This window comes from Actinocatenispora comari, from assembly GCF_017312725.1.
GTDB classification, from domain to species: Bacteria; Actinomycetota; Actinomycetes; order Mycobacteriales; family Micromonosporaceae; genus Actinocatenispora; species Actinocatenispora comari.
This window is the reverse complement of sequence record NZ_BOPO01000149.1, coordinates 77331-98925: the sequence shown is the minus strand read 5'-3', so window position 1 is coordinate 98925 and position 21595 is coordinate 77331. Positions and strand designations below refer to the sequence as shown.

Genomic DNA, 21595 nt, shown 5'->3' with positions numbered 1-21595 from the left:
ACGCGGGTACTCACGGTCGGTGCACCCGATCAGCTGGGATCGGGATGGCGGTGCCGCAGCGTGCGGCCGGGCGGTGAACCAGCACCGATCGGTGCACGGCGTGCAACACGGACGAACATACCAAGGCGTTGCGAGTACGCCGATCCCGCCGAGCCGAACCGAACCGTGTGCAGTGCCACGGTCACCGCGTAGGTACCTTTGTCCATAGTGGAGGGTGCGGGTCGGGCCGGCCGCTCAGTCGCGGCGGGAGACGCGGCGCCAGATCAGCGCCATGCCGGCGGCGAGCAGCAGCAACCCGACGACCACGATGCCGATCTTGGCGAGCCGGTCGAACAGCAGCTCGCGCACGATCTCGTCGCCGCCGCTCTCGGCCAGCAATCGCAGCGCGCTCATCGGCCTTCCTCCTTCGCCGGACCGCCGATCAGGCACCAGGGCGCACGATGCTCGTGGTTCGCCCGCGCGCTCATCGGCGGCCCCCGTCGCTGGACCGGGTGTTCCGGTCGGCTTGGTACCGGTCGGCCAGGTACCGGCCGGCTGCTCGGGCGGCGGTCGCGCCCAGCCCGGCGCGCCGTCCGCGGGCGAGGTCGCGGGCGGCGTCGGCGACCATCGGTGCCGCGTACCGGCGGGCGCGGTCGGCGTGCCGGCGAAGGGTGTCGTCGCGACCGCGGCGCTTGAGCGCCACCGCGATGCCGAACAGCACCAGGGCGGCGAGCACCACCACCCCGACGATGATCCCGAACCGGATCAGCAGCAGGTCGAGGACCGTCTCCATCGTTGCCTCCAGGTTTGTATCACAGATGTGCTAAATCCAACGTAGCACAGCTGTGATAGAAAGGAGCCATGCCCAGGAAGGTCGATGCCGAGGCGCGCCGCCGCGACGTGGTGGCCGCGCTGTTTCGGGTCGCCGAGCGCGACGGCCTGGCCCGCGTCTCGTTGCGTACCGTCGCCGACGAGGCCGGGCTCAACCTCGGTTCGCTCCGGCACTACTTCGCCAGCCAGCAGGAACTGATGCGGTTCGCGATGCAGGCGATGGTCGACCGGGTCGGCGACCGGCTGCAGGCCCGCGTCGACCGGATTCGGGCGCTCGGCGATCTCCCCGCCGCCGACCGGGTCGAGCAGGCCACCGACCTGCTCGCCGAACTGCTACCGCTGGACGACGAGCGCCGCGCCGAGCTGACCGTCTTCCTCGACTTCACTGCGCACGCCCGCACCCATCCCGAGCTGCGCGACCTCGCGGTACGGGCGGCGACCGGGTCCCGCTCGCTGGCCCGCCGGGTGGTCGCCCGGTTGGCCGGCGACTCGACCCCCGCCGACGAGATCGAGCTGCAGACCGAGCGGCTGGTGTCCCTGGTGGACGGCCTGGGCGTGAACGCGACCCTCTACCCCGAGGTGCTGACCGCGCCGCGGGCCCGCGAGGTCCTGCACGCACACCTGACCGCCCTGGCTCGCTGACCGAACGCACCCGGTCCCGACGACAGCGCGGCCGGGCGAGGACTGAGCCCGGCGCAGCGCCAGCTACCCGAAGCGGCCGGTGATGTAGTCTTCCGTCTTCTTCTCGCCGGGGTTCTGGAAGATCTTCGTGGTGTCGTCGAACTCGACCAGCCGCCCCGGATCGCCGGTCGACTCGATGGAGAAGAACGCGGTCCGGTCCGACACCCGCGCCGCCTGCTGCATGTTGTGCGTGACGATGACGACGGTGTAGCGGTCCTTCAGCTCGCCGATCAGGTCCTCGATCGCCAGTGTGGAGATCGGGTCCAGCGCCGAGCAGGGCTCGTCCATCAGCAACACCTGCGGCTCGACCGCGATCGCCCGGGCGATGCACAGTCGCTGCTGCTGGCCGCCGGACAGGCCGCCGCCGGGCCGCTTCAGCCGGTCGGACACCTCGCCCCACAGGTGCGCGGCTCGCAGCGACGACTCGGCCGCATCGTCCAGTGTGGACTTCTTGCGTACCCCGTTGAGCCGCAGCCCGGCGACCACGTTGTCGTAGATGGACATCGTCGGGAACGGGTTGGGCCGCTGGAACACCATGCCGATGGCGCGGCGGACCGCGGTGACGTCGACCCGCGGGTCGTAGATGTCCTCCGCGTCGATCATCAGCTTGCCCTGCACCTTCGCGCCCGGCGTCACCTCGTGCATCCGGTTGATCGAACGCAGGAACGTCGACTTGCCGCAGCCGGACGGCCCGATCAGGGCGGTCACCGACTTCGGCTCGATCGTCATGGTGATCGAGTCGATCGCCTTGAACGACCCGTAGTACGCGGTCACGTCGACCGCTTCGACACGCTTGGCCATGTTCACGGTCACCTTCTACCGGCCGATGGTGGAGCGGCGGGCCAGCAGCTTCGCCGCGATGGTCAGGATCGCGACGATCGCGATCAGGGTCAGTGCCGCCGTCCAGGCCCGGCCCGGCGCGAACTGCGACGCCGCGCCGGCCTGCTCGTACACGAAGTACGACAGCGACTCCTGGTTGCCCGAGAACGGGTTGAAGTTGATCGCCGGGGTACCGCCGGCGACGAGCAGCACCGGCGCGGTCTCGCCGGCGGCGCGGGCGATCGAGAGCATCACACCGGTGACGATGCCGGGCGCCGCGGTGGGCAGCACCACCCGCATGATCGTCTTCCACTTCGGCACGCCCAGCGCGTACGAGCCCTCCCGCAGCGCCTGCGGTACCAGCCGGAGCATCTCCTCGGCGGAGCGCACGATCGTCGGCAGCATCAGTACGGTCAGCGCCAGTGCCGCGGCGAACCCGGAGTAGCCGGGCCGGCCGTGGTTGAACACCGGCGTGACGATCAGTACCCAGAACGCCAGCACGAACAGGCCGGCCACGATGGACGGGATACCGGTCATCACGTCGACGAAGAACCGGATCACGGTGGTCAACCGCCCCCGGCCGTACTCGACGATGTAGACGGCGGCGGCCAGCCCGAGCGGGATCGCCAGTACCGCGGCGATGCCGACCTGCTGCAGGGTGCCGATGATCGCGTGGTACGCACCGCCGCCGGAGTCCAGCGCGGTGATGTTGTTCATCGAGTGGTAGAAGAACTCCGCGTCGATCCGGCCGGTGCCCTTCGCCAGCAGGGTCGCGACGACCGAGCCGAGCGGGATCAGCGCCAGGATGAACGCGCCGTACACGGCGATCGTGGCGACCCGGTCGCGGGCCCGGCGGCCGCCCTCCACCGCCCCGGAGACGATCAGCGTGGCCAGCACGAACAGCACCGCCGCCACCACCACGGTCAACACCCAGCCGCCGGCACCGGTACCGAGGATGCCGGCCGCGGACACGCCCAGCGCGGCGACCCCGAGCAGCGGCGGCAGCGCCTTCGGCAGCCGGCGGCGGCGCAGCGAACCCGCCAGCAGCGATCCGTTCTGCGACAAGGTGGTCATGACTGGCCCCCCACGAACTCGCGGCGCCGGAAGATGATCGCGCGCGCCGCGACGTTGACGATCAGGGTGATGGCGAACAGCAGCAGGCCGGAGGCGATCAGCGCACCGCGACCGGTGGCGTTCGCCTCGCCGAAGCCGTTCGCGATGTTCGCGGCGATCGAGTTGCCGCCGACCTGGATCAGGTCGATCGAGACGCCGAACGTGGCGCCCAGCGTCATCGCCAGCGCGATCGTCTCGCCGAGCGCGCGGCCCAGGCCGAGCATCACGGCCGCGACGATGCCGGGCCGGCCGTACGGCAGGACCGCGGTACGGATCATCTCCCAGCGCGTCGCGCCCAACGCCAGCGCCGCCTCCTCGTTCGCCTTCGGCGTCTGGACGAACACGTCCCGGCACAGCGCCGTGGTGATCGGCAGCACCATGATCGCCAGGACGATCGAGCCGAGCAGGATCGAGTTCCCGTACGGGCCGCCGCTGCCGAACAGCGGGATGAACCCGAGGTAGCGGTGCAGCCAGCCGGACAGGTCGGTGACCGGCCCGGACAGGTAGTCGCGGCCCCACAGCCCGAAGATGACGCTGGGTACCGCGGCCAGCAGGTCGATGACGAACCCGAGCCCGGTGGCGATCCGGCGCGGCGCGTAGTGGGACAGGAACAGCGCGATGCCCAGCGCCACCGGAACCGCGATGACCAGTGCGATCGCGGCGCTCAGTACCGTGCCGTAGGCGAGTGCGGCGATGCCGAACCTGGGGTGGGCCACGTCGTTCGGCAGCCACTTGGTGGACGTGAAGAAGTTGGCCTGGTTCGCCCGCAGCGCCGGGATCGCCTGGGTGATCAGGAAGGCGGCGATCGCCACGATCACCACGAGCACCAGCACGCCGGCACCGGTACTGAACCACCGGAACAGCCGTTCCAGCCCGCGGCCGGCGCGGGGGAGGGCGGCGCCGCCGCCCAGTGTCGGTCCACTGTGGACGGTGGGGTCCGGCCCGACCTTCGTGGGCATCGGCGATTCGCTCATCTCGACCCGGTCCTCATCTGCCAGAGGTCCCTCATCTGCAAGAAACGACACCGATGTGGTGCCGGTCGACGACCGGCACCACATCGACGTCAGGCCAGGCCCTTGATGGCGCCCTGCACCTTGGTCTGCACCGACTTCGGGAGCGGCGCGTAGCCCTGCTGGGTCAGCGCGGCCTGGCCGTCGTCGGACGAGACGTACGTCAGGAACGACTTGAGCAGGTCGAGCTTGCCGGAGTCGTTGCCCTTGCTGCACGCGATCTCGTACGTGACCAGCACGATCGGGTACGCCCCGGCGACCTTGGTGTTGTAGTCGATGTCGAGCTTCAGGTTGTCGCCCTGGCCGACGACCTTGGCGCCCTCGACCGTCTTGCCGGCCGCCTCCGCGGTCAGCTCGGTGTACTGCCCGGCCCCGTTGTAGATCTTCGCGATGTCGAGGCTGTTGGTCGTCGCGTACGACCACTCGTCGTAGGCGATGGTGCCCGCGGTCTGCTTCACCTTCGCCGACACACCGTCGGAGCCCTTGGCGCCCACCCCGCCCGGCGCCTTCCACTCCTTGGCGTGGTCGTACGTCCAGTCCGCGCCGGCGGTCTTCGACAGGTACTTGGTGAAGTTGTCCGAGGTGCCGGACGACTCGGAGCGGTGCACCGCCTGGATCGGCGTCGACGGCAGCTTCGCCTTCGGGTTGTCCGCCTTGATCGCCGGGTCGTCCCAGGTCTTGACCTTGCCGGCGAAGATCTTCGCCAGCGTGGCCGGCTTGAACTGCAGGTCCTTCACGCCCTGGACGTTGTAGACCACGGCGATCGGGCCGGTCACCATCGGCAGGTCGAGCGCCTCACCGCCGGTGCAGCGCTTGTCCGCCGCCTTCTGCTCGTCCCCGTCCGCGAGCGCCGAGTCGGAGCCGGCGAAGTCCGCGGTACCGGAGGTGAACGCCTGGATGCCGGCGCCCGAACCGGTGCCGTCGTAGGTGATCTGCGCACCGGAGCACTTCGTCTGGTACGCCTTGATCCACTGGTCCATCGCGTTCTTCTGGGCCGTCGAACCCTGCGATGTCAGCGAACCCTTGGCGCATTCGGTGCTCGGCGCCTTGGCGGTGCTCTTGCTGCCGCCGCCCGAGCCGGTGTTGTCCGAACCGCAGGCGGCCATCGCCAACGTGGCCGTGATGGCCAGCGCGGCGAGCGCGCCATGCCGCTGGAGCTTCACGCGAAGTTCCCTTCACTGTGCGTCTACGAGTCCCGGTCGCAGCCGCGGCCGGGGCCGCCGGTACTGGCGGTCTGGCTCGGACGCTAGGAGCGCGAGGTTGCCGCCCTCCCGGGGCACGGTGAACGAGCCGTGAACAGCTCCCGCCGGCGCGGTGACATGACGCCGGAGTTGCGATGTACCCAACATGAACGCACCCGCCTACCCACCCGTGGAGAGAGAGCTGTTCGCCCTCTCTCCACCCCTCTCTCCCACCCCACTCCCTTTTCGGTGCCCGCTCTCTGCGCGGCTGGCGCGCTTGGGCTCGTGGTGCAGGGCCACCTCTACCGGTGAGGTGCGCTCGGGCTGGCGTTGTAAAGGCCACCTCTGTCCGCGGTTTTGACCCCGCGTGGGGGGATGCGAGGAGAGGGCTTCGCCCCCTCCTCGCGCTCCTTCCCCGCCAAGGGGGCCGCCCCCTTGGCCATCCCCGCCCAGCCTCCGGTGAGGATGCCCATCGACGCCCAGTGACCTACGAAGAAGCACGAGGCACGGCCCGGCCTACCCATCACAGCAACGCCCGCTTCACATCGCGTCGCGTCGCGTTGCAGGCGGGGTTGGGTTGGTCGTGGCGGGCTGGGCGTCGATGGGCAGGCCGCACCGACTCCCCGTAGTTCCGAAGCGGCCAGGCGGGGTCCTGCCTGAACACCGATTCCCGAGCAGGGGATGTCAAGGGGGCGACTGCCCCCTTGATGGGGAGGGGTGTGGGGAGGGGCGAAGCCCGCTCCCCACGTTCCCCCACAAGGGGTCAAAGCGGCGAACAGAGGTGGCCTTTACCCCGGTGCCAACAAGCGAACCCCGAGCCGAAACGGGCGCTTCGGGAGCACCTCAGCGCAAAGAGGTGGGACTGGCGATCCAGGCGCGGCTGCCGGTGAGTACGGCCGAGTGCACGGCGCGCGCCAGCCGGGCACCCCACGGCGATCGGGGCCCGCCGTACGGCTCGGGCTCGCCGTCGACGGGGCAGTGCACGACGACCGCGTCCGAGGCGGTACCGGTGGCGCGGACGCCGGCCTCGTACAGCGCCTGGGTCTTCGCCTCGGTGGCGGTGACGACGGCGTTGACCAGCGCGGCGGGCGACAGCGGTACCGGCAGCGCGACGACGACGTTGATGGTGCCCGGCCGGTAGGGCTCCGGTGGCAGGTACTCGACGGTCTCGTACTCGGCGAAGACGGCGGGTCGGTCGCCCGCCGGTACCTCGCGGCGGAAGTGACCGTCCGGCGCGGCGGCCCAGGCGGGGCTGGACAGCCCGACGGTGGCGGTCGCGTGCACGTCGGAGTCGACCGCGACGTGGTAGCGGGTGACGTCGACGGCGGTGAGCAGCCCGGCGCCGGTACCGGTGAGGCCGAACTCGGCGCCGATCTCGGCGAGGTGCCGGTCCGGATCGGTCCGGTCGTAGCTCAGGGGTACGGTGGCGTTGATCAACCAGTCGCGGACCGTGAGGCCACCGCCGAGCGGGCCGGACGAGATACACGACCGGGGCGCCGTGAACTCCCACACGAGCAGCGGGATCGACCGATTTCGTTCTGTTCGCGCGGTCAGCCTGGGGTCCATAGCGACATCTTCACGTGCCGGCGCTGGCCGCGGGCACCGGCCCCGCGTGCGCACTGAACTGGTGATACGGCAAGATCGGTGGTAGGCCGGGCGCCGGGGCACAACCTCGCGCCCGCCTTGACCAGGAAACTGACGGCTTATCGACGTTGTGCGTACATCTGCGGCGTTGGTACGCCTAGACTCAACCGCGCAGCGCCGGCTGCGGGGTGGAGGTGCGCGATGGATGATGTACTGGCACGGGCGGGCCTGTTCCAGGGTGTCGACCCTGAGGCTGCCGAAGCGCTCGCGAAGGATCTCGACATCGTCGAGTTCCGCAAGGGCGACGTGGTCTTCACCGAGGGTGAGCCGGGCGACAGCCTGTACATCGTGCTCTCCGGCAAGGTGAAGCTCGGTCGTCGCGCCGCGGACGGGCGGCAGAACCTGATCGCGATCATGGGCCCGAGCGACATGGTCGGCGAGCTGTCGCTGTTCGACCCGGGTCCGCGCACCGCGACCGGGACCGCGGTCACCGACCTGCGGCTGGCCCGGTTGCGCAAGGCCGCGATGCGGCCGTGGCTGACCAACCGGCCGGAGATCGCCGAGCAGCTGCTGCGGGTGCTCGCCCGCCGGTTGCGCCGCACCAACGACTCGCTGGCCGACCTGATCTTCACCGACGTGCCCGGCCGGGTCGCGAAGAACCTGCTGCAGATGGCCGGCCGGTTCGGCACCCGGGACGGCGGCGTCCTGCGGGTCACCCACGACCTCACCCAGGAGGAGCTGGCGCAGCTGGTCGGCGCCTCCCGGGAGACCGTCAACAAGGCGCTCGCCGACTTCGCCTCGCGCGGCTGGCTGCGGCTGGACGGCAAGAGCGTGATCATCCTCGACCCGGAGCGGCTGGCCCGGCGCGCCCGCTGACCCGTACACGTCATCATCGCGAACCGGCCCGGGATCCCCAGCGGAGATCCCGGGCCGGTGCGTGTGCATCGTGGCGCGGACTCCGCCGGCCCGACGCCGGCGCGCTCCGGCCGGTTCAGCCGACCGGTTCGGGCGGTGCGCTGACCGCGGCACCGGCCAGGAGCTGCTCGAACTCGGCGGCGCTCGGTCGCCGGTCCGGGTCGGTGGACAGCGCTTGCCGCAGCACCGCGAGCAGCGCGTCCGGCACGCCGGGCAACCCGGGCACCGGCTGCTCGTACAGCTCCAGCAGCGTGGCGGTGGTCGGCACGCCGGGGCCGGGCAGCCGCGGCGGGTACCCGCCGAGCAGCGCGTACAGCGTGGCGGCGAGCGAGTAGACGTCGCCGGACGGCAACGCGACGGCGTCGGCGACCGACTCGGGCGCCGCGTACGCCGGGGTGAGCGGGTCGAGCGCCTCGGTGCCGTCCCGCTGGTCCAGCAGTACGGCGAGGCCGAAGTCGGCGAGCACCGGGGTGCCGAACCGGGTGTGCAGGATGTTGCCCGGCTTGACGTCGCGGTGCAGCACGCCGGCCGCGTGCGCGGCGGTCAGCGCGCTCGCGATGCGGATGCCGACCGACCGGACCTGGGCCGGGGACAGCACGCCGACGTCGTCGGAGTACGACCCGTTGCACAGCTCCATCACCAGGTACGGGTGGCCGGCCGGGCTGACCGCGGCGTCGAACAGGTCGATCACGTGCGGGTGGCCGGAGACCCGGCCGGTGGCGTTCGCCTCGTCCCGGAACCGGCGCCGGTCCCGCTCGGTGTCCAGCGTCCGGTTGTCGATCTTCACGGCGACCGGGCGGCCCACCGACGCCTGCAACGCCCGGTACACCGTGGCGGTGCTGCCGTGCGCGATCGGCACCAGCGCGGTGAGGCCGGGCCCGAGCGTCGGCGGTGCGGCAGGAGTCGCGGGATGCATCGACGTCACGTCTCCTCCCCGGACCGAACAAGTGCTCAGCCGCACGAGCCTACGATCTTGGTTGCCGATTTGCCGACCCGCCAGGATGCATCTCGACAACGACCGCCGATCTCCGCCGCCAGCCCGGGGCTCCCGCGGTGACGTCCGCGTGAACCCCGCACCGAACAGACCCTAGCCGTGTCGTCCATCACTCGATGTCGTGAACCTGTCAGCCCGGCAGCTCGGCCAGCAACCCGTCGACCCGGGCCCGGTCGGCGGTCTGCTCCGTCGCGTACGCGGCCTCGGCGGCCAGCTGCGCCTCGTGCCGGGCGCAGTCGGTGTTGCCGGCCGCGGCCAGGCAGCGGGCCAGCGCGGCGTGCGCCAGCACCCCGCTGCGCACGTCCTCGGCCGGGGAGTCCACCGCGGCCCGGGCCCGGTCGACCGCCTCGACGGTACGGCCGGCGCACAGCAGCGCGCTGGCATGGATGGCGCCGGCCTGCTGCCGGGAGAGCAACAGCACCGGCCGGTCCGGGTCGGCGTCGATCTCGTCCAGCAGCCGCAGCGCCGCCGGCAGGTCGCCCTGCGCCCGGCGCGCCTCGGCCAGCAGCACCATCGGGCCGACCCGCGCCGAGTCGACCACGTCGTACGGCTCGACCAGGTCGAGGGTGGCCCGCGCGTCCCGTTCCGCCGCGACCGGATCGGACCGGTCCAGCTGGCAGAAGCCGCGGATCGTCCGGGACATGCCGAGCAGCAGCGGGTGGCTGGTCTTCTCGCCGAACCGCTCCGCCTCGGTGAGCAGCTCGACCGCCTGGTCGACCTGGCCGGCGCCGCGCGCCACCATCGCCCGCGCCACCAGCGCGAGGCCGCGGCCCCAGTCGTCACCCATCAGCTCGAAGTCCTGGTACGCCCGCTGCGCGATCCGCTCCGCCTCGGCCAGCCGGCCCAGCTCGGCGGACGCGAACGCGGCGACGCTGCGCAACGTACCGACCGCCCAGGTGTCGCCGACGCGCTCACCGAACGGCAGGAACGCGCGCGCCAGCTTGTCCGCCTCGGTCAGCCGCCCGGCCAGCATCCGGCCGAACGCCGTCGTCCCGCGCACCCAGGTACGGCCGGTGTCGTCGTCCAGCTCGGCGAACAGCTTCGCCGCCCGGCCCAGCGCGCCGTCCGCGCCGGCGAAGTCGCCCCGGCTGGTCGTCACCCAGGCCAGATACTGCAGCGCCCACGCCTGGTTGCGCTTGTCACCGGCGTCCTGCGACACCTTGTACGCGTCGGAGATCTGCTCCTCGGCCTCGGCGAACCGGCCGGACAGGTAGTCGCTCATCGCCAGCTTGCACAGCGTGGCGGCCCGCTGCTGCGGCAGGTTGGCCGACCCGGCCGCCTGCAACGCCGCCCGCCACGACGCCCGCGCCTGCTCCCGGTTGCCCAGCGTCCGGTACGCGTCGCCGGCGAGCAGCAGCGCGTCGATCCGGACCACGTCGCTGATCGCGCCGGCGGCGACCTGCTCCGCCTCCTCGCGCGCGTCGTTCGCCCGGCCCAGCTGCAGCAGCGCCTGCGCCCGCACCAGCCGGTCGGCGACCGGCAGGCTGCCCCCGCCGGTACCGCCGGCGACCCGGGCGGCGCGGCCGGCGAGCTCGACGGTACGGCCGGGTTCGCCGTCCTCCAGGGCGCGGCCGGCCATCCGGGACAGCGCCGCGGCGCCGAGCGGCGCCACCGACCGGGCGTCCGCGTCGTCGCGCAGCCCCACCTCGTCGGCCAGCAGTACCGCCTTCTCGGCGTGCTCGGCGACGAACGCGTCGTCGCCCAGCGTCTCGCCGTCGGCCGGCGAGTACGTGCCCTCCGAGTGCACCCGCTGCGCCGCCCACCGGGCCAGCCGGGCGTGCCGGTCGGCCAGGTCGGCCTTGCCGATCCCGGCGTACGCGGCCTCGCGCATCAGCGGGGTGGTGAAGGTGAACTCGTCCCGCCCGGTGCGGCGCAGCATGTTGCGCGCGACCAGGTCGTCCATCGCCTTGTCCTCGTCCGCGTCGGACAGCTCCGGCTCCAGCGACGACAGCGACGACAGCGGGACGGTGTCGCCGACCACGGCCGCGTCTCGCAGGACGGTCCGGGCGGTCGGGGACAGCGCGTCGATGCGGGCCGCGAGCACCGCGGCGAGATCGCGGGACAGCAGCCGGCCGCCGAGTGAACCGGCGGCGAGCGACCAGCGCACCCGGCCGTCCTCGCCCGGCTCGTCGTCGTCGACCAGCCGGCCCCGCTCCATCAGCAGCGTCACCAGCTCGGCCAGGTAGAACGGGTTGCCCTGCGCGGTGGCGAGCAGCCGGCCCTCGTCCGCGGCGGACAGCGACCCGCCGGACAGGTACGCGCGGAGCAGCCGGCTCGCGTCCTCACCGCGCAGCGCCGGCAGCGGCGCCAGCTCCGCATCCGGGATCCGGGACAGCAGCCCGGCGGTACGGGTCAGCTCCGGCCGGCCGAGCAGCAGCACCAGGACGGGACCGGTGAGCCGGGAGATCATCGCGCCGAGCGCGGCCAGCGACTCGCTCGTCGCGTCGTGCACGTCGTCCACCACCAGCACCAGGGGCGACTCGGCGGCGAGCACGTTGAGCAGGTCGGCCACCGCGGCCGGGATCGCCTCGCCGGCGTCCCCGCTGGTACCGGCGGGGCGCTCCATCCGGTTCGGCAGGTCACCGTGCCCGAGCAGCGCGAGCAGCAGGTCGATCGGCAGCCGCGGCGCGTCCCCGGGCTGCTTCGCGGCCAAGCGGTAGAGCCGGGACTGCGCCGTGGAGCGGCTCGCGCCGCGCGGGCTGCCGTCCTCCCGGGACAGGCCGGCGGCCTGGCGGACCAGGTCGGCGAGCGGCGCGAGCCGGCGCCGTTCCCCGTACGCCTCGCAGCGCACCGACAGCACCCGGGCGCCGTGCTCGGCGGCACGTCGCCCGGCCTCGGCCGCGAACCGGGACTTCCCGACGCCGGCCTCCGCGGTCATCACCAGGGTGCGCGGCTGGCCGCGGTCGATCACCTCGTTGAGCCGGCCGTCGAACCGGCCGGCCTCCGGCTCGCGGCCGATGAACGGAGCCTCGTCGCCGAGCCCGGACCGAGTGCCCGGCGCGTCCCGCAGCCCGAGCAGCTCGTACGTCTCGACCGGTTCGCGCTTTCCCTTGAGCCGCAACGGAGGCAGCCGCCGCCACGCCGCCCGCTGCCGGGTCGCGTGGTAGGTCGTCGAGCCCGCGTACACGGTGCCGACCTGCGCGGCGTCCGCCAGCCTCGCGGCGGTGTTCACCGCGTCGCCGATCACCGTGTACTCCAGGTTGGCCTGCACGCCGGCGACCACCTGGCCGGTGTTGAGCCCGACCCGCAGGCCGAGCGGCACGCCGCCGCCCTGCTCCGCGTCGAGCACCCGCCGCACCGCGCGCTGCATCGCGAGCGCGGCGCGCACCGCCCGGTCCGGGTCGTCCTCGTGCGCCACCGGGGCGCCGAACACCGCCATGATCCCGTCGCCGGTGAGCTTGTCGACGTGCCCACCGAACGTGGTGACCGCGCCGGCGAACGCGGCCAGCACCCGGTCGGTGACCGAACTGACCCGCTCCGGGTCCAGGTCCTCCGACCAGGCGGTGAAGTCGGACAGGTCGCCGAACAGGATCGTCACCACGCGCCGCTCGGTCGCCGGGGCAGCCGCCACCGTCGGCAGCCGGCTACCGCAGTGATGGCAGTAGCGGGCGCCGGGCACGGCGACGGTTCCACACACCGGGCAGGTCACGTGCGGTCCAACGGCTCGAAGGGGGGATTGTGTTCCCGGTCACGCAGGTACGCGAGCTGGGCACGCACCGTCAGCTCGGCGGCCGGTCGTACGTCGGGAGCGATGTCCGGGTAGACCCGCGCGAGGACGGTGGCCACGTCGGTCGCGCCGTCCGCGAGCGCAGTGCGCACCTGGTCGAGCCGGGCCCGCCGGTGCGCCAGGTAGAACTCCGCCGCCGCGGCGCAGTCGGCGAGCGCCGGCCCGTGCCCCGGCAGTACCGGCAGGTCGGCGCCGAGGTCGCGGAGCCGATCGAGGCTCGCCAGGTAGGCGCCGAGGTCGCCGTCCGGCCACATCACCACGGTGGTACCGGCGCCGAGCACGGTGTCGCCGGTCAGGATCACCCGCTCGTCCCCGCAATCGACCAGGTAGCAGGTCGAGTCGGTGGTGTGCCCCGGCGTCGAGACGATCTCCACGGTCAGCCCGGCGGTCCGCAGGACCTCCCCGTCGGCCGCGCCGCGGGACGGCTGGTGCACCCGGGTGGCCGGGGCCAGCTCGCGGAACCGGTCCAGCCCCTCGACGTGGTCCGGATGGTCGTGCGTGATCAGGGTGAGCTGGGGCCGCTCGGCGGCCAGCGCGGCCAGGTGCGCCTCGTCGGCCGGCCCCGGATCGACGACGACGCAGGTGTCGTGGCCGGGCGCGCGCAGCACCCAGGAGTTGGTACCGGTGAGGGTCATCGGGCCGGGGTTGGGCGCCCGGAACAGCCGGACCCATCCGGGCAAGTCGACCAGCGGGGTCGTCGCGGAACCGGTCAACCGCACCCCCGCCCGGGGGCCGGCGAGCTGATCCTCCGGCTCCGCGCTGCCCACGGCAGAGATCGTACGGCGTGCGAGCCCGATCACCTACTCTGACGTCGGAGATCCGTCATCGTCGCCCGATGGTGGCCTTGCATTCTTTCCGGAATTCCGGAATCCGCCGACGAATCCTCGCCAGCCGGGCGGCCGGCGCGTTGATCATCGGCCGCCCCGCGGGCGCCGGCCGGCGTCACCACCGGTACCGGCCGGTTCACCGTCTGGGCTGGTCAGAGCGCGATTCGGGCGATCACGTCGATCTCGACCGGCGCGCCCTTCGGCAGCTCGGCCACCCCGACCGCGCTGCGGGCGTGCTGGCCGGCCGGCCCGAACACGGCACCGAACAGCTCGCTCGCGCCGTTGACGACCAGCGGCTGGTCGGTGAAGCCCGGCGCCGAGGCGACGAAGCCGGTCACCTTGACGATCTGCCGCACCCGCTCCAGGTCGACCACTGAGGCGAGCGCGGCGACGCAGTTCACCGCGCAGGTACGGGCCAGCGCGGCGGCGGCGTCGGTGGACACCTCGGCGCCGACCTTGCCGGTCGCCACCAGCTCGCCGGCGATCACCGGCAGCTGCCCCGACACGTACACCAGGTCGCCGTCGACCAGCGCCGGAACGTACGTCGCCACCGGCGCGGCGACCTCCGGCACGGTGAGGCCCAACTCGGTGAGCCGGTCCGCGACCGTACCCATCAGGACTGCTCCACGGGCCGCTTGAGGTACGCGACGAGGCTCTCCGGGTTCGGCCCCGGAATCACCGCGACGAGCTCCCAGCCGTCCGAACCCCAGTTGTCCAGGATCTGCTTGGTGGCGTGCACCAACAGCGGCACCGTCTGGTATTCCCACTTCTGCATGGCGTCAGCTTAGGACGCGCTGGTCGGGGCCCTCGGCCGGCTCCGCGGATCCGGCCCGCGCCGCACCCGGGCGCGGCCGCGACCTCGCCAGCGGTACCAGCTGGGCGACCGCGAACGCGGCCTCCACCAGCAGGAACGGCCACAACATCGCCGAGAACCCGTGCGCCAGCGCCCAGCCCTGCCAGAGCGCGAACAGCACCCGGGCGACCCCGTCGTACCCGCCGTAGCGGCGGCTCGGGCGGCGCAGCCGCAGCACCGCCCAGACGACGACGATCGACCCCATCAGGTTCGCGTACAGCAGCTGGGCCGGTTCGAGCGCGGGCAGCGTACCGAGCCCGAACCGGTCGCCCAGCCCGGACAGCGCGGCGTGCAGCAGAGCGTAGCTCCACGGCGTGGCGAAGCCGGCCGTGACGACGAGGTCGTAGCCGGCGCTCGCGCGCACGACGCGCAGGTACCGGCGATCGGCCGGTGCGGTGACGGTGGACACGGGTACCTCCCGGGGCTCGGGGCGGGGAACGGGGCCGACGCTAAGGGGCGGAGTACGGTCCAAGGTCAAGTCCGGCGGCAGGGGGAGCGGCGTGCTGATCGGGGAGGTGGCCCGCCGGGCCGGCGTCAGCAAGGACACCGTGCGGCTCTACGAGCGGCTCGGGCTGGTGCGCGGCCGGCGGCTGCCCAACGGGTACCGGGACTTCCCGGCCGAGGCGGTGACCTGGCTGGGCTACGTGCGTACCGCGCAGGCGCTCGGGTTCACGCTGGCCGAGATCGCCCGGCAGGCGGACACGCTGAGCCCGGCACCGGCGGACTCCCCGGCGGTGTCCGAGCTGGTCGCGGCGAAGGTACGGCTGATCGACGAGCGGATGGCGGAGCTGGCGGCGCTGCGGGCCGAACTCGCCGGCCGGGTCGGTACCGACTGCCCGATGCGCCCGCTGCCGCCACCGGCCGCCGGCCCGTCCTCCGTGGCTCGGCGGGCGCTGCCGTCTTGCCCGACCGCTTAGGGTGACGGACATGACCGCGCCGTACCCCGCCCCGACCCCGCCGGCGCCGCCCGGGCCGACCCGTACCAGGGCCGGCACGGTGACGGTGTTCGTGCTGATCGGGGTCGTGCTGATCTGCCTCGGCCTGGGTACCACCGGCTACCTGCTGGTGGTGAAGGTGGCGCCGGGTGCGAAACAGCCGACCGCGGCGGCGTCCGGGCTGCTCGGCGCGATCTTCGTGGAACAGGACGAGAAGGCCGCCGAACGCTATGTGTGCGCCCGGCAGCGGGACGCCAAGGCGGTGCAGCAGCTGCTCGACGAGGCCGCCCAGTACCAGCAGGCCGGCAGCAAGGTGACCTGGAGCGACCTGACCCAGACCAGCCGGCACGGCGACGAGGCGACCGTGACCGCCGAGCTGCACCTGCGGCGCACCGTCGACGGGCAGCCCCGTACCGACGACCAGAAGTGGCGGTTCGGGGTGACCGACGAGCACGGCTGGCGGGTCTGCGCCATCAGCACCGGTCGATGAGCTGCCGCCCCCGGGTACGCTCGGGAGCGTGCCGCGACCAGCCGACAACGCCGGACCGGCCGATCCGTCGGCTGAGTCCCGGGCCCGACTGTCGTCGGACTGGCCCCGGGCCCGACTGCACGTCGTCACCGGCAAGGGCGGGACGGGCAAGACCACCGTCGCCGGGGCGCTCGCGCTGGCGCTCGCCGCGGACGGCCGCCGCACCCTGATCGTCGAGGTCGAGGGGCGCCAGGGCCTCGCCCAGCTGTTCGACACACCCCCGCTGCCGTACGCGGAGCGTCGCGTCGCGGTCGCCCCGGGCGGCGGCGAGGTGCGCGCGCTCGCGGTGGACGCCGAGGAGGCGCTGCTCGACTACCTCGACATGTTCTACCGGCTCGGCACCGCCGGCCGGGCGTTGAAGCGGCTCGGCGCCATCGACTTCGCCACCACCATCGCGCCCGGCCTGCGCGACGTGCTGCTCACCGGCAAGGTCAAGGAGGCGGTCACCCGCACCGAGCAGGGCCGCCGGGCCCGCGGCCGGGTGTACGACGCGGTCGTGCTGGACGCGCCGCCCACCGGCCGGATCGCCCGGTTCCTCAACGTCACCGCGGAGACCGCGAAGCTCGCCAAGGTCGGGCCGATCAAGACCCAGAGCGAGGGCGTCGCGGCGATCCTGCGCTCGCCGTTGACCGCGGTGCACGTGGTCACGCTGCTGGAGGAGATGCCGGTCCAGGAGACCGCGGACGCCACCGCGGAGCTGGCCGAGCTGGGCATGTCGGTCGGCGCGATCATCGTGAACGAGACCCGCCCGGCCCTGCTCGACGGCGGCAAGGTCACCCAGGCGGAGCTGCGCCGCGGCCTGTCCAGCGCCGGGCTGCCGGCGGACCGGGCCACGGTGGCCGGCCTGGCCGCCGAGGTCGCCGAGTACCGCGCCCGGCTGGAGCTGGAGCGCCGGCTGCGCGGCGAGCTGGACAAGCTCGACCGGCTGATGCTGGAGCTGCCGCTGCTGCCCGAGGGCATCGACGTCTCCGCGCTGTACTCGCTGGCCGAGACGCTCACCAAGCAGGGGGTGGTGACGGCGTGACCGGGGTCGACGACGTGCTGTCCGGCCGGCCGGCCGCCTCACCCACCCTCGACGTGGACGCGATCATCGGCGACCCGTCGGTCCGGATCGTGGTGTGCTGCGGTTCCGGCGGGGTCGGCAAGACGACCACCGCCGCGGCGCTCGGGCTGCGCGCCGCCGAGCAGGGCCGCCGCACCGTCGTGCTCACCATCGACCCGGCCCGCCGGCTGGCCCAGTCGATGGGGCTGACCGAGCTGGACAACACGCCCCGCGAGGTGACCGGCGTCGACACCGGCAACGGCGGTGCGCTGTTCGCGATGATGCTGGACATGAAGCGCACCTTCGACGAGGTGGTGCTGGCGCACACCGACCCGGCGAAGGCCAGGGAGATCTTCGCGAACCCCTTCTACCAGGCCATGTCGTCGACCTTCGCCGGTACCCAGGAGTACATGGCGATGGAGAAGCTGGGGCAGCTGCGGGCCACCGACGAGTGGGACCTGATCGTGGTGGACACCCCGCCGTCCCGGTCCGCGCTGGACTTCCTGGACGCGCCGCAGCACCTGGCCAAGTTCCTGGACGGCCGGATGTTGCGGATGCTGCTGGTGCCGGCCCGCAACGGCGGCCGCTCCGTACTGCGACTGATGACCGCGTCGTTCTCGCTGGTCGGCCGGGCGTTCATGAAGGTGCTGGGCACCGAGCTGATCTCGGACGTGTCGACGTTCGTGTCCTCGCTCGACTCGACGTTCGGCGGGTTCCGCCAGCGCGCCGAGCGCACCTACCGGGTGCTGCAGCACCGCGAGACGGCGTTCCTGCTGGTCGCGGCGCCGGAGCCGGACGCGATCCGGGAGGCGACGTACTTCGCCGAGCGGCTGTCCGCCGACCGGATGCCGCTGTCCGGCCTGGTGCTCAACCGGGTGCACGAGGTGGCCGCCGCGCAGCTGTCCACCGACCGCAGTCTCGGCGCCGCGGAGTCGCTGACCGCCGCCGGCGAGTCGCCGCAGACCGCGGCCGCGCTGCGGATCCACGCCGGGTTGCGCCGCCGGGTGGCCCGGGAGCGGTCGGTCGCCGAGCGGTTCGCGCTGGCCCACCCGCAGGTACCGCTGTCCGCGGTGCCGGCGCAACCGGCCGACGTGCACGACCTCGCCGGCCTGCGTGCCGTCGGTGCCGCCCTCGGCGACGCGCACTGACGACCGGCCCGGGGCGCGAACCCCGACTGCGGGCCGGCTGACCCCGCTACGCGGCGGAAAGCGCCCGGCCTCGCTGGGCCGGGCGCTTCTGCGTTGGACGTGTCGGACGCCGGGTGACAGCTCCGTGGCCCGTTCGTTTCCCCCCGTACGGGCCGATGATGTTCGCGTCCGGTACGACCTCCGGTTGTTCCCCCACCGCTCCGATCAGCGTCCGGGTCCCCCACCCGGTACGTCGACGCGGAACGGCCGTGTCAGCCGGCCAATGCCGCGGTGGCCGGCGTCCGCTGGTTCTTCAACGCCGTCTCGAAGACTGCCCGCCAGCTTCGGATCTGCGGGTGCCGTCGCAGCAGCGCCCGGCGTTCCCGTTCCGTCATGCCGCCCCACACGCCGAACTCGATGCGATTGTCGAGCGCGTCTGCGAGGCACTCGAACCGGACCGGGCACGACCGACAAACTCGCTTGGCGATGTTCTGTTCCGCTCCCTGTACGAACAGTGCGTCCGGGTCCCCATCCCGGCACGCGGCACTTGTTGCCCATTCGGCGTTCAGCCCCATAACCCAAGACCCCCCTCTTGGTCCCCCTGCCGAGCCACCGTCGTGGCCCGCTGGTGTGGGTTGGAGCTGCCCCCGTGCGCAGACTAGATACTGATCGCTCCAACCACAACAGCACGTACGGGCTTCGTCGCTCTCAAGCGTGAGAGATCGACACACCCGTCGCCCCGTCATGATCCTCTGTAATCGCTCAGTTACGCAATGTCGTCAGAGGATTTTTCTTCGCGAATCTGGGGTCGCCCGTCATGGTGACCTTCACTACCCTCCCGGCCCGGTACGCAACCAACCAACGCCGCGCGCCGTCTGGTGTTACGGGGGTGCGTGCCGCGATGCCCGACATCGCCTCGGCCGCGCCCGCTGGGCCGAGCGACCGCTCGACGGTCGGATCGGGCCCTCCTGGGCGCTCAACCGACCGCGGTTGGGCCAGTCGACGTCACGTACCCTGGGACGGTGATCCGGATGCGCGAACACTCCCTGCTGTCCAACGCCGCGTCATTGCTGATCTGTGGTCTGCTAGCTGGCGTTGTGGTGGCCGCCGCGGCATTTCCGGCGGTCGCCTTCGGCGGGCTCACCGCGAAGGCCGGCTCCGACTCGTTCGAGAACCTGCCGAGCGACCTCAAGATCGCACCCTCCCAGCAGATCTCGTACCTGTACGCGAACGACGGCAAGACGCTGATCGCGCAGATGTACGACGAGAACCGCAAGGACGTGCCGCTCAGCCAGGTCTCCAAGAACATGCAGCGGGCGATCGTCGCGGCCGAGGACACCCGCTTCTACCACCACCACGGCGTCGACCTGAAGGGCGTCATGCGCGCCCTGGTGGCGAACGGGCAGAGCGGCGAGGTCCAGCAGGGCTCGTCCACGCTGACCATGCAGTACGTGCGCAACGTGCTCAAGAGCGACCCGAACCTCACGCCCGAGCAGCAGAAGGAGGCGCTCGCCGACACCCCGGCCCGCAAGCTCAAGGAGATGCGGTACGCGGTGGCGCTGGAGAAGAAGCTCACCAAGAAGCAGATCCTCGAGCGCTACCTCAACATCTCCTACTTCGGTCACGGCGCCTACGGGATCTACGCGGCCAGCAAGACCTACTTCTCCAAGCTGCCCAGCGAGTTGACGGTGTCCGAGGCGGCCATGATCGCCGGCCTCGTCCAGTCGCCCGACCAGTACGACCCGACGAAGGACATGAAGGACGCCACCGCCCGGCGCGACTACGTGCTCGGCGCGATGGCGAAGATGGGCTACATCGGCACGGACACCGCGAACAAGGACCAGAAGCAGAAGATCAAGCTGCACGTCAGCCAGGCCGAGAACGGCTGCAGCAGCGTCCCGGACAACCACAACGACTGGGGCTTCTTCTGCGACTACGTGCAGAACTGGTGGTCGCACCAGAAGGCGTTCGGGGCCAACCCGGCCGAGCGGGTGAAGAACCTCAAGCAGGGTGGCTACAAGATCATCACCTCGCTGGACCCGAAGACCCAGCAGACCGCGATGGACCAGTCCACCAGCGTCTACTCCAAGAACAGCAACTTCGCGCTGCCGATCGCGGCGGTCCAGCCGGGCACCGGCCGGGTGCTCGCTCTCGCGGTGAACCGCAACTACAGCTACGCGAAGAACCCGAACGGGCAGAACGGCTACCCGAACACGGTCAACCCGCTGATCACCGGCACCGGCGACTCGGTGCACGACGGCGGTTACCAGACCGGTTCGACGTACAAGATGTTCACCATGCTGGCGGCGCTGGCCGACGGCAAGCCGCTGGACACCGGCTACGTGGCGCCGGTCCAGTTCAAGTCGCGCTACCCGACCGCGGCCGGTGACGGCGCCTGCCCGGGCGAGAACGGCGGCTACGTCTACTGCGTCAAGAACGACAGCGACACCAGCTACTTCTCCGGGTACCGCAACATGTGGACCGGCTTCGGCCACTCGGTCAACACGTACTTCGTCTGGCTGGAGCAGGAGGTCGGGCCGCAGAAGGCGGTCGCGATGGCGAAGAAGCTCGGCATCAAGTTCAAGGGTGACCCGAAACAGGGCTTCACCGAGAACCACGGGGCGAGCGACGCGTGGTACTCCAACCACGCGGACGAGTGGGGTCCGTTCACCCTCGGCGTGACCAGCACGTACCCGCTGGAGCTGGCCAACGCCTATGCCACGGTCGCCGCGGACGGGAAGTACTGCGCGCCGCTGCCGGTCATGAAGATCATCAACAACGAGGGCAAAGAGGTCTCGGCCGGCAAGCCCAACTGCCACCAGGCGATCCCCGCGGACGTCGCCCGCGCCGCCACCGACGCCACCCGGTGCACCGTGAACCAGACGCCGTACTACGGGCAGTGCAGCGGCGGCACCGCCGGCACCGTCGCCGGCTGGCTGGGCGACTGGCAGTTCGGCGGCAAGACCGGCTCCTCGCAGAACAACGCGACCGAGACGTTCGCCGGGATCACCACCGGGGTGGCCGCCGCGGGAACCGCGGTCGATCCGACCGACCAGCGAAACTACGTCGGGGCCGGAGTCTCGAACTCCGTCGACCAGGCGGTCACCAAGACCATGCAGACGGCGCTGCGGGGCAAGAAGCCGGTCGACTTCAAGAAGGAGTCGAAGAAGATCGCCCTCGGCGACGACGGCACCCTGACCCAGCCGCCGCCGACCAAGAAGAAGAAGGACGACCCCAAGCACCCCGGCGGTGACGACCACGGCGGCGGGCACGGCGGCCATGGCGGCCACGGCGGGGGCACCTGGCCGTTCGGTGAGACGCCGCAGAGCTACAGCCCCACCGGCCGACGCAACTGACGACCGGGCCCGGGTGCCGACCATCGGTCGGTCCCCGGGCCGCTGGTCGGTCCTCGGGCTGCTGGTCGGTCCTCGGGCCGCCGGTTGGGCTC

Annotated in this window: 21 protein-coding genes; 7 read left to right on the top strand and 14 right to left on the bottom strand. The window is 72.1% G+C overall.

The window, feature by feature from the left end:
* Positions 1-234: 234 nt before the first annotated feature.
* Together NUM_RS35280 and NUM_RS35275 are read right to left on the bottom strand one after the other, a co-directional pair.
* Positions 235-393, bottom strand: coding sequence for a hypothetical protein (locus NUM_RS35280; RefSeq protein ID WP_207129278.1), 159 nt, complete (start codon positions 391-393; stop codon positions 235-237).
* Positions 394-463: 70 nt separating this feature from the next.
* Positions 464-772: a hypothetical protein gene (locus NUM_RS35275; RefSeq protein ID WP_207129277.1), complete on the bottom strand. Its 309-nt coding sequence runs from the start codon at positions 770-772 to the stop codon at positions 464-466.
* Between the two features lie 68 nt (positions 773-840).
* Here NUM_RS35275 and NUM_RS35270 point away from each other — a divergent pair, with 68 nt between their 5' ends.
* Positions 841-1452 (top strand): TetR/AcrR family transcriptional regulator, encoded by a 612-nt coding sequence (locus tag NUM_RS35270; RefSeq protein WP_207129276.1) that lies wholly within the window; start codon positions 841-843, stop codon positions 1450-1452.
* Between the two features lie 63 nt (positions 1453-1515).
* Here the strand turns inward: NUM_RS35270 and pstB are convergent, their stop codons facing one another.
* From pstB to NUM_RS35245, 5 genes are all read right to left on the bottom strand, one after another.
* The gene (gene pstB, locus NUM_RS35265) at positions 1516-2292 is read right to left on the bottom strand and encodes a phosphate ABC transporter ATP-binding protein PstB (protein ID WP_207129275.1); all 777 of its coding nucleotides are present in this window, start codon (positions 2290-2292) and stop codon (positions 1516-1518) included.
* Between the two features lie 15 nt (positions 2293-2307).
* Positions 2308-3384, bottom strand: coding sequence for a phosphate ABC transporter permease PstA (gene pstA / locus NUM_RS35260; RefSeq protein ID WP_207129274.1), 1077 nt, complete (start codon positions 3382-3384; stop codon positions 2308-2310).
* Positions 3381-4397: a phosphate ABC transporter permease subunit PstC gene (gene pstC / locus NUM_RS35255; protein WP_207129273.1), complete on the bottom strand. Its 1017-nt coding sequence runs from the start codon at positions 4395-4397 to the stop codon at positions 3381-3383. The genes pstA and pstC overlap by 4 nt, the downstream gene beginning before the upstream one ends.
* Positions 4398-4486: 89 nt before the next feature.
* Positions 4487-5596 (bottom strand): phosphate ABC transporter substrate-binding protein PstS, encoded by a 1110-nt coding sequence (pstS, locus tag NUM_RS35250; RefSeq protein ID WP_207129272.1) that lies wholly within the window; start codon positions 5594-5596, stop codon positions 4487-4489.
* Between the two features lie 861 nt (positions 5597-6457).
* A complete protein-coding gene (locus NUM_RS35245) occupies positions 6458-7180 on the bottom strand; it encodes an adenosylcobinamide amidohydrolase (RefSeq protein ID WP_207129271.1) in 723 nt (240 codons plus the stop codon).
* Positions 7181-7399: 219 nt separating this feature from the next.
* On the opposite strand from NUM_RS35245, the gene NUM_RS35240 reads away from it, so the two are divergent.
* A complete protein-coding gene (locus tag NUM_RS35240; RefSeq protein WP_030449834.1) occupies positions 7400-8074 on the top strand; it encodes a Crp/Fnr family transcriptional regulator in 675 nt (224 codons plus the stop codon).
* 115 nt (positions 8075-8189) lie between these two features.
* On the opposite strand, the gene NUM_RS35235 is transcribed toward NUM_RS35240, so the two are convergent.
* The 6 genes from NUM_RS35235 to NUM_RS35210 form a co-directional block, all read right to left on the bottom strand.
* Positions 8190-9029 (bottom strand): serine/threonine-protein kinase, encoded by an 840-nt coding sequence (locus tag NUM_RS35235; protein ID WP_225919062.1) that lies wholly within the window; start codon positions 9027-9029, stop codon positions 8190-8192.
* Positions 9030-9237: 208 nt separating this feature from the next.
* Complete coding sequence (locus NUM_RS35230; RefSeq protein ID WP_207129269.1) at positions 9238-12756, bottom strand: adenylate/guanylate cyclase domain-containing protein; 3519 nt, start codon at positions 12754-12756, stop codon at positions 9238-9240.
* On the bottom strand, positions 12753-13547 hold the full coding sequence (locus NUM_RS35225; RefSeq protein WP_370467119.1) for an MBL fold metallo-hydrolase: 795 nt from the start codon (positions 13545-13547) through the stop codon (positions 12753-12755). Before NUM_RS35225 ends, NUM_RS35230 begins: the two co-directional genes overlap by 4 nt.
* Before the next feature lie 266 nt (positions 13548-13813).
* Positions 13814-14278, bottom strand: coding sequence for a RidA family protein (locus NUM_RS35220; protein WP_207129313.1), 465 nt, complete (start codon positions 14276-14278; stop codon positions 13814-13816).
* On the bottom strand, positions 14275-14436 hold the full coding sequence (locus NUM_RS35215; RefSeq protein ID WP_157035221.1) for a DUF4177 domain-containing protein: 162 nt from the start codon (positions 14434-14436) through the stop codon (positions 14275-14277). The genes NUM_RS35220 and NUM_RS35215 overlap by 4 nt, the downstream gene beginning before the upstream one ends.
* 4 nt (positions 14437-14440) lie before the next feature.
* On the bottom strand, positions 14441-14923 hold the full coding sequence (locus NUM_RS35210; protein WP_207129268.1) for a hypothetical protein: 483 nt from the start codon (positions 14921-14923) through the stop codon (positions 14441-14443).
* 91 nt (positions 14924-15014) lie between these two features.
* On the opposite strand from NUM_RS35210, the gene NUM_RS35205 reads away from it, so the two are divergent.
* The 4 genes from NUM_RS35205 to NUM_RS35190 are packed head-to-tail and all read left to right on the top strand — an operon-like array spanning position 15015 to position 18168.
* Positions 15015-15431: a MerR family transcriptional regulator gene (locus tag NUM_RS35205; protein WP_207129267.1), complete on the top strand. Its 417-nt coding sequence runs from the start codon at positions 15015-15017 to the stop codon at positions 15429-15431.
* Positions 15432-15441: 10 nt separating this feature from the next.
* Positions 15442-15939, top strand: a complete 498-nt coding sequence (locus NUM_RS35200; RefSeq protein WP_207129266.1) for an Rv0361 family membrane protein — start codon at positions 15442-15444, stop codon at positions 15937-15939.
* A 1-nt stretch (position 15940) separates the two neighbouring features.
* The gene (locus NUM_RS35195; RefSeq protein WP_370467118.1) at positions 15941-17002 is read left to right on the top strand and encodes an ArsA-related P-loop ATPase; all 1062 of its coding nucleotides are present in this window, start codon (positions 15941-15943) and stop codon (positions 17000-17002) included.
* Entirely contained in the window at positions 16999-18168 is a 1170-nt protein-coding gene (locus NUM_RS35190) for an ArsA family ATPase (protein ID WP_225919059.1), read from the top strand. The genes NUM_RS35195 and NUM_RS35190 overlap by 4 nt, the downstream gene beginning before the upstream one ends.
* A gap of 251 nt (positions 18169-18419) precedes the next feature.
* Here NUM_RS35190 and NUM_RS35185 read toward each other — a convergent pair whose 3' ends face one another.
* On the bottom strand, positions 18420-18722 hold the full coding sequence (locus tag NUM_RS35185) for a WhiB family transcriptional regulator (protein ID WP_035298806.1): 303 nt from the start codon (positions 18720-18722) through the stop codon (positions 18420-18422).
* A gap of 456 nt (positions 18723-19178) precedes the next feature.
* On the opposite strand from NUM_RS35185, the gene NUM_RS35180 reads away from it, so the two are divergent.
* Positions 19179-21503 carry a transglycosylase domain-containing protein gene (locus tag NUM_RS35180; protein WP_225919058.1) on the top strand — a complete coding sequence of 775 codons (2325 nt, stop codon included), beginning with the start codon at positions 19179-19181 and terminating at the stop codon, positions 21501-21503.
* The last annotated feature ends 92 nt before the right edge of the window (positions 21504-21595 follow it).

Bases quoted from the DNA above. Each gene is read 5' to 3' on its own strand.
- NUM_RS35270 (WP_207129276.1), top strand. From the start codon at position 841: ATGCCCAGGAAGGTCGATGCCGAGGCGCGCCGCCGCGACGTGGTGGCC.
- NUM_RS35240 (WP_030449834.1), top strand. From the start codon at position 7,400: ATGGATGATGTACTGGCACGGGCGGGCCTGTTCCAGGGTGTCGACCCT.
- NUM_RS35180 (WP_225919058.1), top strand. From the start codon at position 19,179: ATGCGCGAACACTCCCTGCTGTCCAACGCCGCGTCATTGCTGATCTGT.
- NUM_RS35200 (WP_207129266.1), top strand. From the start codon at position 15,442: ATGACCGCGCCGTACCCCGCCCCGACCCCGCCGGCGCCGCCCGGGCCG.
- NUM_RS35235 (WP_225919062.1), bottom strand. From the start codon at position 9,029: ATGCATCCCGCGACTCCTGCCGCACCGCCGACGCTCGGGCCCGGCCTC.
- NUM_RS35275 (WP_207129277.1), bottom strand. From the start codon at position 772: ATGGAGACGGTCCTCGACCTGCTGCTGATCCGGTTCGGGATCATCGTC.
- pstA (WP_207129274.1), bottom strand. From the start codon at position 3,384: ATGACCACCTTGTCGCAGAACGGATCGCTGCTGGCGGGTTCGCTGCGC.
- pstB (WP_207129275.1), bottom strand. From the start codon at position 2,292: ATGGCCAAGCGTGTCGAAGCGGTCGACGTGACCGCGTACTACGGGTCG.
- NUM_RS35185 (WP_035298806.1), bottom strand. From the start codon at position 18,722: ATGGGGCTGAACGCCGAATGGGCAACAAGTGCCGCGTGCCGGGATGGG.
- pstC (WP_207129273.1), bottom strand. From the start codon at position 4,397: ATGAGCGAATCGCCGATGCCCACGAAGGTCGGGCCGGACCCCACCGTC.
- NUM_RS35245 (WP_207129271.1), bottom strand. From the start codon at position 7,180: ATGGACCCCAGGCTGACCGCGCGAACAGAACGAAATCGGTCGATCCCG.
- NUM_RS35215 (WP_157035221.1), bottom strand. From the start codon at position 14,436: ATGCAGAAGTGGGAATACCAGACGGTGCCGCTGTTGGTGCACGCCACC.
- NUM_RS35280 (WP_207129278.1), bottom strand. From the start codon at position 393: ATGAGCGCGCTGCGATTGCTGGCCGAGAGCGGCGGCGACGAGATCGTG.